General features: G+C 47.5%; 13 protein-coding genes. All 13 read left to right on the top strand.

Features of this window, described 5'->3' with window-relative positions:
- Positions 1-27 precede the first annotated feature (27 nt).
- The 13 genes from atpF to G9G54_RS09970 all read left to right on the top strand — a co-directional run bounded on the left by atpF (position 28) and on the right by G9G54_RS09970 (position 13,083).
- The gene (gene atpF, locus G9G54_RS10030; protein WP_023990709.1) at positions 28-516 is read left to right on the top strand and encodes a F0F1 ATP synthase subunit B; all 489 of its coding nucleotides are present in this window, start codon (positions 28-30) and stop codon (positions 514-516) included.
- The gene (locus tag G9G54_RS10025; RefSeq protein ID WP_061832042.1) at positions 513-1,058 is read left to right on the top strand and encodes a F0F1 ATP synthase subunit delta; all 546 of its coding nucleotides are present in this window, start codon (positions 513-515) and stop codon (positions 1,056-1,058) included. Before atpF ends, G9G54_RS10025 begins: the two co-directional genes overlap by 4 nt.
- Before the next feature lie 19 nt (positions 1,059-1,077).
- Positions 1,078-2,592: a F0F1 ATP synthase subunit alpha gene (gene atpA / locus G9G54_RS10020; RefSeq protein ID WP_013312325.1), complete on the top strand. Its 1,515-nt coding sequence runs from the start codon at positions 1,078-1,080 to the stop codon at positions 2,590-2,592.
- A gap of 219 nt (positions 2,593-2,811) precedes the next feature.
- Positions 2,812-3,678: an ATP synthase F1 subunit gamma gene (atpG, locus tag G9G54_RS10015; protein WP_039271553.1), complete on the top strand. Its 867-nt coding sequence runs from the start codon at positions 2,812-2,814 to the stop codon at positions 3,676-3,678.
- A 120-nt stretch (positions 3,679-3,798) separates the two neighbouring features.
- A complete protein-coding gene (gene atpD, locus G9G54_RS10010; protein WP_013312323.1) occupies positions 3,799-5,199 on the top strand; it encodes a F0F1 ATP synthase subunit beta in 1,401 nt (466 codons plus the stop codon).
- 69 nt (positions 5,200-5,268) lie between these two features.
- On the top strand, positions 5,269-5,682 hold the full coding sequence (locus tag G9G54_RS10005) for a F0F1 ATP synthase subunit epsilon (RefSeq protein ID WP_013312322.1): 414 nt from the start codon (positions 5,269-5,271) through the stop codon (positions 5,680-5,682).
- Between the two features lie 346 nt (positions 5,683-6,028).
- On the top strand, positions 6,029-6,280 hold the full coding sequence (locus G9G54_RS10000) for a DUF1146 family protein (protein WP_013373430.1): 252 nt from the start codon (positions 6,029-6,031) through the stop codon (positions 6,278-6,280).
- 323 nt (positions 6,281-6,603) lie between these two features.
- Positions 6,604-7,959, top strand: coding sequence for a UDP-N-acetylglucosamine 1-carboxyvinyltransferase (gene murA / locus G9G54_RS09995; protein WP_013312320.1), 1,356 nt, complete (start codon positions 6,604-6,606; stop codon positions 7,957-7,959).
- 226 nt (positions 7,960-8,185) lie between these two features.
- Complete coding sequence (gene spoIID / locus G9G54_RS09990; protein ID WP_165177737.1) at positions 8,186-9,625, top strand: stage II sporulation protein D; 1,440 nt, start codon at positions 8,186-8,188, stop codon at positions 9,623-9,625.
- Positions 9,626-9,695: 70 nt separating this feature from the next.
- Entirely contained in the window at positions 9,696-10,436 is a 741-nt protein-coding gene (locus tag G9G54_RS09985) for a M23 family metallopeptidase (protein WP_165177735.1), read from the top strand.
- 201 nt (positions 10,437-10,637) lie between these two features.
- Entirely contained in the window at positions 10,638-10,925 is a 288-nt protein-coding gene (gene spoIIID, locus G9G54_RS09980; RefSeq protein WP_007432737.1) for a sporulation transcriptional regulator SpoIIID, read from the top strand.
- A 170-nt stretch (positions 10,926-11,095) separates the two neighbouring features.
- Positions 11,096-12,094: a rod shape-determining protein gene (gene mreB, locus G9G54_RS09975; RefSeq protein ID WP_023990703.1), complete on the top strand. Its 999-nt coding sequence runs from the start codon at positions 11,096-11,098 to the stop codon at positions 12,092-12,094.
- Positions 12,095-12,198: 104 nt separating this feature from the next.
- A complete protein-coding gene (locus G9G54_RS09970) occupies positions 12,199-13,083 on the top strand; it encodes a flagellar hook-basal body protein (protein ID WP_165177733.1) in 885 nt (294 codons plus the stop codon).
- Positions 13,084-13,096: the final 13 nt, after the last annotated feature.

The following is a 13,096-nucleotide window of genomic DNA, read 5'->3' as shown; positions in this document are numbered from 1 at the left end:
ACGTTCACCGGAAAGGAGTGACTTCAATTGAGTTTAAATTGGACAAGTATCGTTTTCACAATCATTGCATTTTTGATCTTGTACTGGTTACTGACGCGTTATGCATTCGGCCCTCTCTTTTCCGTTATGGAGAAGCGCCGTCAGCTTGTATTACAGCAAATGAATGAAGCGGCACAGACGCGTGAACAGGCTGCTGCTTATGTTGAGGAGCAAAAGCAGGCTCTCCAGCAGGCACGTAAGGAAGCGTACGACATTATTGAGCAGTCAAAACAAACAGGTAACAAGCAAGCGGAGCAAATTATTGTTCAGGCTAAAGACGAAGCTGTCCGCCTGAAAGACGAAGCTGTTCGTGAAATCACAAGCGAGCGTAATAAGGCGGTTGCCGAACTGCGCAGCGAAGTGGGTAAAGCTTCGGTACAAATTGCTTCCAAACTGATTCAAAAGGAAATCAAGGAAGACCAAGTCCAAGGAGAGCTTGTCGACCAATACCTTAAAGAGGTAGGAGGCAAAGCATGAGCCGGGATACGGTAGTTGCCAAACGGTATGCGAAAGCTTTGTTTGAAGTGGCAGAGCAAGAACAGACCATTATGGAAACCGAGCAGGAGCTACGTGCTTTTGTAGAGGCTGTATCGGGGGATGCTGAAATCCGTAAATTCATTAATTCTCCTAACATTACGGAAACGGTCAAGCTTCAAGTTCTAGCTAACAGTTTTGAAGGCAAGTTGTCTGCCTCGCTAATTAACACGATCAAACTGTTGATTCAGCGTAGTAGAGCAGATTTGTTCGAATCTCTCCTTGCCGGATACCTCGATATTCAGGAATATAAGCTGGGACTTGCTCATGCAAAGGTGTATTCGACTTATGCTTTAAGTGATCAGGAAAAAACAGCGGTAGCCGAGCAATTCGGAGCCCGTGAACATAAAACAATCCGCGTGGAAAATATAGTAGACCCGAGTCTGCTGGGCGGATTGAAAGTGGTTATCGGCGATACACTGTACGACGGCAGTCTGGCCGGCAAGCTGGATCGTCTCGAGAAATCCTTTAACAGACGAGTATAGAAGATAGGGGTGAACACACTTGAGTATCAAACCTGAGGAAATCAGTTCATTGATTAAAAGTCAGATTGAACAATATAAAAATGATATCGAGGTCGTTGAAGTCGGCACTGTTGTTGAAGTCGGCGACGGTATTGCCCGCGTCTACGGACTGGAAAAAGTTATGGCCGGTGAATTGGTTGAATTCGACACTGGCGTATTGGGCTTGGCGCTCAACGTGGAAGAAAGCAATGTCGGTGTTGTTATTTTGGGTCAATTCTCCGACATTCGTGAAGGCGGTCAAGTAAAACGTACAGGTCAGATCATGCAGGTCCCTGTAGGGGAAGCGCTGATCGGACGTGTAGTTAACCCACTGGGACAACCGGTAGACGGTAAAGGGCCGATTGCTACAACAGAATTCCGTCCGGTTGAAAGTCAGGCTCCAGGTGTTATGGCCCGTAAATCGGTACATGAGCCTATGCAGACGGGGATTAAAGCTATTGATGCAATGGTTCCGATTGGTCGTGGTCAACGTGAGTTGATCATCGGTGACCGTCAAACAGGTAAAACTTCTATCGCAATCGATGCAATTTTGAACCAAAAAGGCAATGGCATGAAATGTATTTATGTCGCTATTGGTCAAAAACAATCCACGGTAGCTCAAGTTGTTGAAACATTGCGTCGTCACGGTGCGCTGGAATACACGATTGTCGTTACGGCATCTGCTTCCGAACCATCACCATTGCTGTACATTGCTCCTTACTCTGGCTGCGCCATGGGTGAGTATTTCATGTACAAAGGCGAGCATGTCCTGGTTGTTTATGATGACTTGACTAAACAAGCGTCAGCTTACCGGGAACTGTCCCTGTTGCTGCGTCGTCCACCGGGTCGTGAAGCTTATCCAGGTGACGTTTTCTATCTTCACTCTCGCTTGCTGGAACGTGCAGCGAAGCTGAATGATGAGTTGGGCGGCGGATCACTTACCGCATTGCCGTTCATCGAGACACAGGCTTCCGACGTTTCTGCATATATCCCAACTAACGTTATTTCCATCACGGATGGACAGATCTTCCTGGAAGCTGACTTGTTCTATGCAGGGCAACGTCCAGCGATCAATGTAGGTATTTCCGTATCTCGTGTAGGTGGTTCTGCTCAGATTAAAGCGATGAAAAAGGTAGCAGGTTCCCTGCGTCTGGATCTTGCTCAATATCGTGAGCTTCAAGCGTTCTCCCAATTCGGGTCAGACTTGGATAAATCCACAAAAGCCCGTCTGGATCGCGGCGCACGCATGATGGAAATTCTGAAACAGGGCGTTAACCAACCGCTTGCTGTAGAGCAACAAGTAGTGAGCTTGTATACTGCAGTAAAAGGCTTCCTTGATGATATCCCTGTAGCGGATGTAAAACGTTTTGAAAAAGACTTCCTGTCTTTCATGGTGTCTGACCATCAGGACGTGCTTCAATCTATCCGCGACACGAAAGACTTGGTTGCTGATAACGAAGCGGCTTTGAAGGCGGCTATCGAGAAATTCAAAAAATCATTCGCCACGTCGGTTTAATACATTGGAATTTGCCTGTTTATGATGAAAGATGTCCTAAGGAAGCGTGCCCTCCGGGTTTTGGCTTCCTTGGCATGTTTTACCCTCTATAACAGGCCCTTTAACATATGTCCGGCTGGATTTGAATCTTACGAAGTGCTTAGACTTGGTCCAAGCTAAGCTAAGGGATTGCTTACGAAGTTAGCTTTGGCTTTGCTAGAGCTTAAAGGTGGTGAAATCATGGCAAAAGGTATGCGCGAGATTAAACGTCAGATTAAAAGTGTGCAGAGTACGAAGCAGATCACGAAAGCGATGGAAATGGTCGCTGCATCCAAGCTGAGAAAAGCTCAGGAGAAAGCGGAGTCGGCTCGTCCTTACTCGGAAAAGCTTAAGGAAGTTGTGAGTAGCATTGCTTCTGGAGCGAATAACATCAAGCATCCAATGCTGGAAACGCGTCCGGTTAAAAAGACTGCTTATCTTATCATTACATCTGATCGTGGTCTGGCTGGTGGTTATAACGCCAATATTTTGCGACAGGTTACGCAGACGATTGCTGAACGTCACCGTTCACAGGATGAATTTGTGATTTTCATCATTGGGCGAAAAGGACGGGATTATTTCAGACGTCGTGAATTCCCTATCGCTGAATCGGTAACAGATCTGTCAGATACACCTGCTTTTGCAGATATCAAAACAATTGCAAGCAAGGCTGTACAAGGCTTTGAACTTAAAGAATTTGATGAGCTTTATCTATGCTATAACCGCTTTGTCAACGCATTGACTCAAATTCCAACAGTTGACCGTCTGTTACCAATGGCAACACCGGATTCAGCTACAGCTTCATCCTCAATTAACTATGAGTATGAGCCTTCACCAGAAGGAGTGCTGGAAGTATTGCTGCCGCGTTACGCGGAAACGCTTATTTACGGCGCTTTGCTGGATGGTAAAGCTAGTGAACTGGGAGCGAAGATGACGGCGATGGGATCTGCTACGAAGAATGCTTCCAAGTTAATTGGTGAGCTTTCCTTGACCTATAACCGTGCTCGTCAAGCGGCTATTACCCAGGAAATTACGGAAATCGTTGCAGGGGCAAGCGCTCAGTCTTAATCAGGCTTGTTGCGACTGTTTTATAGCATGTCTACACTATTATGATAAATTGCGGGCGCAAAACAAATCAGAGTGGTTCGGATTTGCGGCTGTGCAAGCTTGTAGGAGGGAAACCAAAAGATGAACAAAGGACGCGTAGTGAGCATCATGGGTCCGGTTGTTGACGTTGAGTTCGAACGTGGACAGCTTCCGGAAATCCTGAATGCCATTCATATTGGGACTGTGCTGGAGAGCGGAGTCAAAATTGACCTGACGCTCGAAGCTTCAAAACATCTAGGTGACAACCGTGTGCGTTGTATTGCCATGTCTTCCACAGATGGTCTGGTTCGTGGAGCTGAAGCCATAGATCTGGGAGCACCTATTTCAGTACCTGTCGGCGAAGCTACTCTTGGACGCGTATTTAACGTACTTGGAACGCCAATTGATAATGGTGCTGATATGAGTGAAACGGCTAGAAATCCGATTCACCGTCAAGCTCCTTCTTTCGATGAGCTGACAACTCAAGCAGAGATGCTCGAAACAGGTATTAAAGTTATCGACTTGCTAGCTCCTTATGCCAAAGGTGGTAAAGTCGGATTGTTTGGTGGTGCTGGTGTAGGTAAAACCGTAACCATTCAAGAATTGATTAACAATATCGCTCAGGAGCATGGTGGTATTTCTGTATTTGCGGGTGTAGGTGAACGCACACGTGAAGGAAATGACTTGTATCATGAAATGAGAGATTCCGGCGTTATCAACAAAACTGCGATGGTGTTCGGACAAATGAACGAGCCTCCGGGTGCACGTTTGCGTGTAGCTCTCACAGGTCTGACGATGGCGGAATACTTCCGTGACCAAGAAGGCCGTGACGTGTTGCTCTTTATTGATAACATTTTCCGCTTTACTCAAGCGGGTTCTGAGGTTTCGGCCTTGTTGGGACGTATGCCTTCAGCAGTAGGTTACCAGCCTACGCTGGCTACTGAGATGGGTCAATTGCAAGAACGGATTACTTCTACTAAAAAAGGTTCTGTTACTTCCATTCAGGCGATCTATGTGCCTGCGGATGACTACACTGACCCGGCTCCTGCTACGACGTTTGCCCATTTGGATGCTACAACGAATCTGGAACGTAAAATTTCCGAAATGGGTATTTACCCGGCGGTTGATCCACTCGCATCAAGCTCCCGTATTTTGGCTCCAGACGTTGTGGGTGAAGAGCATTACAATGTAGCTCAAGGGGTAAAACAAATTTTGGCCCGCTACAATGAGCTTCAGGATATCATTGCGATCCTGGGTATGGACGAGCTGAGTGAAGAAGATAAAATGTTGGTAGCACGTGCACGTAAAATCCAGCGTTTCCTTTCTCAACCTTTCCACGTTGCCGAAGCATTTAACGGCTTCCCAGGTAAATATGTGCCGGTTAAAGAAACTGTACGAAGCTTCAAAGAAATTTTGGAAGGCAAGTATGACCATCTTCCAGAAGCGGCTTTCCTTTTTGTAGGAGCCATCGAAGAAGCAGTTGAGAAAGCTAAAACGCTGTAAACAACAGGCAAAGAATAGCCGAGCCTTACGAAGTGAGCTGTCTGTGGACAGCTTCCAGGAGGGATTCAAGTGAGCACGTATTTACTAGAGATTGTGACGCCGGAGCGCCTGGTCTATACAGAACAGGTAAACAGCATCAGTGTTCGCGGCTCGGAAGGCGATCTTGGGATTTTACCCGGACACCTTCCCTTGGTCACTCCCTTGAAGATTGCACCGATACGCATTAAAATCGGTGGTCAAACCGAAGTGATCGCGGTCAATGGGGGCTTTCTTGAAGTCCGCAAGGATAAAGTGGTCATTTTGGCTGAGAGTGCGGAACGTTCCGAAGAAATTGATGTGGAGCGTGCCCGTGCGGCAAGGGAGCGGGCAGAACTGCGGCTCCAGAGCAAACAGGAGCAGATAGATCACCATCGGGCGGAAGTAGCTCTGCAACGGGCGCTTAACCGTTTAAATGCTACAAGCATTAGAACCAATAAGAATTAATATTGGATTTTAAGTGGAATTTTAAAAGGGTTCGGCATAGTATACGGATGGAACGACAAGGAGACCACTTCATAACTTCTGCCAAAGAATGTCCGGTAGAAGGTGAGGGAGAACCTTGCTTCCTTCGATCACTGTGATCGGGCCCTTTTTTAGCTGTTATTACCAAATGTACAGTCCTATTTCTTGCCCGGTTGCTAGGTATTTAGTACCTTTTAAATTCACGAAACAGAAGTGATTAATCACATTTTGTCGAAATAAATGTCCTAAAAGCAGAAATAGCACTGGCATATTAGGCGTTCGCCGAGTATTATAAAGAAGTCTGTGACGCAGATGGGAGGAATTATGGTTGAACGGGAAACAGCAATTGGCTGAACAGCTAAGTCAATCGGCGAGTATGACCGCGCTGATCTCCATGATCGTGTCGCTTATCTGTATAGCGTTAGCTTGGTGGGCTTTACAGAGCTTAAAGCTGGATTTGTTAATTCGGCAACCCAAAGGACCGCAGGGCAGATTGCTGCACTTGTTTCTTGCTATAATCTTGGGACAGTTGGTTTCTGGGTTCCTGTTGAGCTACATCTCTTGGAGCCAGATGCTCTAGAATTTGTTTTAACATGAAGTAGGCGGGTTATATGACCTTATGACTGTGTCTCTGCGGGAATTGTCGAATAACATCGCGTCATATTGTTAACAATGGTAAACAAAAGAACCATACATGTATAGCTGGCTGAATCAGTTAGAGTACAATGGTCATCAAGTACAAAAAACGCTTGTATACTTGTTTTAATCAGTGGTATGATGGCAGTTAGGGTATTAGTAAAACCTTGTTTTTTTATGTAATGAAAAAGCAAGGCATGAAAATAGCGGAATATGTTCTTTTTTTCCAGAATGGAAAAGGGAAATGACGCGCGGAGGGAACCATAGATGAGCAAATTTATCGTCCGCGGTGGCAACAGATTGACCGGGAGTGTCAAAGTCAGCGGAGCCAAAAACTCAGTTCTGCCGATCATCGCCGCTTCTCTGCTAGGAGAAGAAGGAGAAAGTGTTATTATTGATGCACCTCCTCTAGACGATGTGATGACCATTAACAAAGTGCTGGAGTCCTTAGGAGCAGGCGTTACATACCAAGATGAGGTCATTCGTGTTGACGCGCGGAAGATAATTTCCTGTGAAGCCCCTTACGAGTGGGTTAGGAAAATGCGCGCATCATTCTTGGTTATGGGACCGCTGCTTACACGTTTGGGACGTACAAGAATCTCGCTTCCAGGCGGATGCGCAATCGGAACGCGACCAATTGATCAGCATTTAAAGGGTTTTGAGGCATTGGGCGCGGAGATTAGCCTGGGCCAAGGTTTTATTGAAGCTAAAAGTAACGGGCGTCTGCGTGGAGCTAAAGTTTATTTGGATGTAGCCAGCGTAGGAGCAACTGAGAATATTATGATGGCCGCTACTCTTGCTGAGGGCGTAACTACCATCGAGAATGCTGCTAAGGAACCTGAGATTGTTGATCTCGCAAATTTCCTGAATGGAATGGGTGCCAAAGTACGCGGTGCGGGCACGGGCGTTATTCGTATTGAAGGCGTTGAGAAGCTGCATGGTGTAAAACATACCGTCATTCCCGACCGGGTAGAAGCAGGTACTTATATGGTTGCTGCTGCGATCACAGGCGGGAACGTATATGTAGAAGGCGCAATATCCGATCATTTAGGACCGGTTATTTCCAAGATGGAAGAAATGGGTGTAACCATTCAACCTGATGAGAACGGAATTCGTGTCATTGCAGATAAGCCGTTAAAGGCCGTTGATGTTAAAACATTGCCTTATCCTGGTTTTCCTACCGATATGCAGTCCCAGATGATGGCACTTCAACTTGCCGCTGAAGGAACGAGCATTATTACGGAAACCGTGTTTGAAAATCGTTTCATGCATGTGGATGAATTTCATCTCATGAATGCGGAAATTAAGGTCGAAGGTCGTTCCGCCATTGTAACTGGTAATGCTAAGCTGACAGGTGCGAAAGTAACCTCTACAGATTTGCGTGCAGGTGCTGCGTTAATTCTGACCGGACTCATTGCGGAAGGTACAACGGAGGTATCCGGCGTACATCACATCGATCGCGGTTACGTTCATTTGGCTGAGAAGCTGACTGGATTGGGAGCGGACATTTACAGAGTGACCGTGGAAGAGTCCAAACTGGATCATTCACCCAGTACAGAGCGCGTAATGCCGGAAGAGACGTCGGGGAATCTGTTTAAGAAGATCCAGCCTTCCCTCGCCTAAGCCTTAACGTATGTAGCTTCATGTTGCATAAGTATATTCTTGTACAATAAAGAACCAAGTCCGAAAGGGCTTGGTTTTTTGTTGTTTGCAGCCAGTCTTTTTCATTCTTTCAGTTCTCTTAAAATGGTTCTATCAAAGTGGACGACTTCATATGATTGAAAATATCTGCTGGAGTATATCTGTACTTCCAGCCGGACACTTAGCCCTTTGATGGAGGTTTCAGCCTATGAAAGATTCACAGGTTCGCATCCGTATACCCATTCATCATCCTAAGGAACATTGCCAGACTTCACTTGCGGAGGAACGCTCTGGCTCTATAGCTACTTCGTTACAGAAAAATAAGCTTATGCAACAGCAGCCGGACACAAGAGGTACATTGCCGACTGGCGTCAAGCTCAATCGGCGTACAACAGCCGTGCCTTCCGCTGTGAACTCCGTTGAAACGGCTCTGCCTATCGCTGGAGCAGCGGCCCATGACACACGCACTGCAACCCCGCTGCAAGTGACGTTGCCGCACCTGCGTCCATCCGCCGGGCGTACCCCGCGCTGGGGCAGCAGACGCCCATGGCTGCCATTCGCTGCCATGGCAGGGGTGCTGGTGCTTGCCATGGCTGTGCCCGCGCTAATGGCGTGGCCTCGCCAGACGGCGCAGCCGTTGCCGCCGAGCAGTCGCACGGCAGCACCAGCTGCGCCTAGCGTGACGGCAAAGGGCGAGATGCCCGTCACGCGCTTGCCGGGCGTCCCGCCGATACCGGCGGTGCCCGCTGCTCCAGCGCGCAGCGTGCCGGTGGCAGCAGAGCCGGACGTGCGCGTGTACGTCACGTCTACCGGTCGCACGGAGACGTTACCGCTGGAGCAATACATTGTCGGCGTAGTAGCCGCTGAAATGCCGCCTAGCTTCGAGCGCGAGGCACTAAAAGCACAGGCTATTGCCGCGCGTACCTTCATTGCCCGACGTTTGCTGGCTGATGATACTAGCGGTGCGCCGGCGGGAGCTGATGTGACGGATACGGTTAAACATCAGGCTTATATCTCCAAAGCCAAACTTACTAGAGAATGGGGGCGTTCTGGTAAATCCGCAGAGCTGGCTAAAATTCAGCAGGCTGTACGAGACACCAAGGATACGATCATGGTATATGAGGGGAAGCCCATAACGGCATCTTTTTTTTCTACTAGCAATGGCTATACCGAAAATTCAGAGGATGTATGGGCGAAGGCAGTGCCCTATTTACGAAGTGTGTCAAGTCCATGGGACAAGCAGTTGGCCCCACGTTATACAGAAACCGTCACACTGAGTCGTCAGAGTATGTTCGATAGATTGGGATTGAGTCGTACTGCAATTGCCGCCTCTACTGGAGGAGGAAGTATGCCAGAGATTCGTATACTCTCCAAGACGGAAGGACATCGCATCAAGAAGATTGAGGTTGGTGGCTCAATCTTTACAGGGCCGGAAATCCGTAACAAACTGGGGTTACGTTCGGCTGAGTTTACGTGGAAGGCTGAAGGGAATCGGATTGCTATAACAACCTATGGTTATGGCCATGGCGTTGGTATGAGTCAGTGGGGAGCCAATGGAATGGCCAAGGAAGGTCATACTGCCACTCAAATTCTCCTTCACTATTATACTGGCATTTCTTTTGCGCAAGCCTCTCGTATTCTAAGTTAGTAAATATTTCGAAACTTTGAAGTATAAAAGAGTTGCACCCGGTAACACTGGTTACTGAGGTGATGAGCAAATGAATGAACAAAATAAAAACCAGAACCAAAACCATGAAGAAACACCCAAAACCTTTCAGGGTGGAAGAGCTTCACGGCCGTCTTCGTGGAAAAAGCTGTTGTCCAAAAGGTGGGCATACCCGGCAGCCTACATTGCCGCAGCAGCCATTATACTAACCTTAGTGTGGGTCTATCAGGATGCCAGCCAGAAGTCTTTCAAACCTGACCCAGCTAGTCCATCGGTACAAAGCACAAGTGCAGTGGATACCGATGTTAACGGACAACAGCCAGAAAGTGTGGAAGTAGTTGCCCAGTCGGAAAATATCGCATGGCCAGTGGCAGATGCTGGCGCAGTACAAGTCGTAAAGCCGTTCTTTGATGAGAACGCGACCGCTGATGAGCAGGCGGCAGCTATGGTAGAGTACGATAAAACATTTACCGCTAACACTGGAATTGATCTTTCCCGGGCCGATGATCAGGCGTTTGAAGTGAGAGCCGCCCTGAGTGGCAAAGTATCCCGTGTAGAACAACATCCGCTGGTAGGTAATGTCGTAGAAATCACGCATGATAATAATCTCAAAACGGTGTACCAAAGCTTGAGTGATCTGAAAGTAAAAGAAGGCGATCAAGTGAAACAAAACGATGTGATTGCTTCAGCGGGTCGTAACGAGCTTGAAAAGGATTTGAAAACACATCTGCATTTTGAAGTGTATCAAGATGACAAGCCGGTGAATCCAGCAGGTCTGCTTCCTAAAAAATAAATTTGGTCATGGCTTTGCATGCAAAGCGGGGAATCCATATTCCCTGCTTTTTTCTTGTGTAGTTTTTGTGCATAAGGTAAACATAAGCTGCTTTTGCCAAATAAATAGGCCTTCCGAAGCATGTCTTCCCGCCAAACCGCGAATATATAGGCACGCTCCTCATATAATGTACCAAACTATCCACAGTAGGGAGGCGGGAGCGTGCACGATTACATCAAGGAACGGACCATCAAAATCGGTCGCTGTATCGTGGAAACAAGGAATACGGTCCGTACGATTGCCAAGGAATTTGGTGTCTCCAAGAGCACGGTGCATAAAGATCTGACCGAACGGCTGCCTGAAATCAACCCGGATCTTGCCGATCAGGTGAAGCACATTCTCGAATACCATAAATCCATCCGCCATCTGAGGGGAGGAGAAGCAACGAAAATTAAGTACAAAAAAACGAGTGGCAAACGAAGGGAGATTCTCGTTTCCGGCAAGTCCTAAAAATATATAGTGAATTGGCTGGCAAAGCCATTGAATCAACCCCCTGAAGTATGATATGTTAAAAGATGGTACAAGACGAAAAATGACATGTAACCATAGGTTTATACATATATTTGCCGCTTCTTGTCGAATCTTAGCTTTTAAAATATCACTTTGGGGGCCTTTTTAATATGTTCAGTAATGATATCGGTATCGACCTCGGTACGGCCAACGTGCTTATCCACGTCAAAGGGAAGGGGGTTGTTCTTGACGAACCTTCCGTTGTCGCGATAGAAAGCGATACAAAAAGAGTTCTGGCTGTCGGAGAGGAAGCGCGCCGTATGGTGGGACGTACTCCTGGTAATATCATAGCCATCCGTCCATTACGTGATGGTGTCATCGCCGATTTTGAAGTAACAGAAGCGATGTTAAAATATTTTATCAATCGGGTAGGGGGAAAAAGCTGGTACAGCCACCCTCGTATTCTAATTTGTGCGCCGACGAACATTACCTCAGTGGAGCAAAAAGCGATTCGTGAAGCGGCGGAGCGTAGCGGGGCCAAGGAAGTATTTTTGGAGGAAGAACCAAAAGCGGCTGCCATCGGGGCAGGAATGGATATTTTTGAGCCTAGTGGCAACATGGTAGTGGATATTGGTGGCGGAACGACTGACGTTGCAGTCCTCTCTATGGGGGATGTCGTAACAGCTTCTTCCATTAAAATGGCAGGGGACAAATTTGATACAGCCATCATGAAATATGTAAAAACGAAGTACAAGCTTTTGATCGGGGAACGTACGGCTGAGGATATCAAGATTGCTATCGGAACCGTGCATCCGAGCGGACGGCGTGCAGAAATGGACATCCGTGGACGGGATATGGTATCCGGATTGCCCAAAACGTTAAGTATTTCTGCGGATGAAGTGCAGGATGCGCTTAGAGATCCTGTGTCGGCGATTGTTGCTGCGGCCAAGTTTGTATTGGAGCAGACCCCACCGGAACTGTCAGCTGATATTATTGACCGTGGTGTTATTTTGACTGGTGGCGGTGCCTTGCTTAGCGGATTGGACGAGCTGCTTGCTGAAGAGTTGCGTGTTCCGGTACTGGTCGCCGAAGATCCGATGCATTGTGTCGTTAAAGGTACAGGAATTATGCTGGATAATTTGGATCATGTGGTTAAGAAAAAGTTCTAATCTGCCGATAGTGACTATAAGAGACTCGTGTGCGGTCAGACAGGTTGCCTGCCTCCGCGCGAGCATATGATTTTAGCAGAGTATAGGATTGGGGTGCACCATACATGTTGAGAGGTTTATATACTGCGGCCGCCGGATTGATGACACAACAACGACGCCATGACACCGTGACGCAAAATATTGCTAATATGAATACGACGGGATACAAACAGGAGAACAGTGTTCAGCGTTCTTTCCCCGAGATGCTTATTTCCATGACGGGTGGTAACCCTGATAACCCGGACCGTACGGTCGGCAAGCTCAATACTGGCGTTTTTGCTGAGGAAAGCCTCTCCCCTTACATTCAGGGAGCATTAAAGGACAGTGGACAAGCGACGGATTTCGCGATACAGTCCAATATTAATGTGAACGACCCAGCTACTGGTCAACCTATGGCTTTTGATCAGGCAGGGAAATTCATCAATGCTAACGGTGAAGTCACCTACCGTCCAGAAGCGTTTTTTACGGTGCGGGACAGTAATGGTAACGTTCGTTATACACGTGATGGACATTTTCAAGTAAATGGAGCAGGAGCATTGCTTTCATCGACTGGCTCAGCGGTGCTGGATACGAATGGAAACCCAATTCAATTGACGGGGGCTGTCTCAGCGCTTAAAGTAAATGAGCGGGGCGAATTGGTAGATAGCCAGTCCAACCAGACGTTAGGGACGACGCTCGGTATTAGTGTCATTGATCGTCCGTACCAGCTCGTTCGTGAGGGCAATGGAAATTTCCGCCTGAATGATACGGACGGTGCTACAGCTAGAATGATGACCGCTAATGACGCTGTATCCGTTCGTCAAGGTTATCTGGAGGTATCTAATGTAGATGCTTCACAGTCGATGGTGGATATGATGGCTGCGTTAAGAGCGTATGAGGCGAATCAGAAGGTAATTCAATTTTATGATAAAAGCTTGGACAAGGCCGTTAATGAAGTAGGCCGTGTATAACAGGGGGTAAGTG

The sequence above is a fragment of the Paenibacillus sp. EKM212P genome, from assembly GCF_011066115.1.
In the GTDB taxonomy this organism is placed as follows: Bacteria; Bacillota; Bacilli; order Paenibacillales; family Paenibacillaceae; genus Paenibacillus; species Paenibacillus polymyxa_B.
This window is presented reverse-complemented; position numbering and strand designations above follow the sequence as displayed.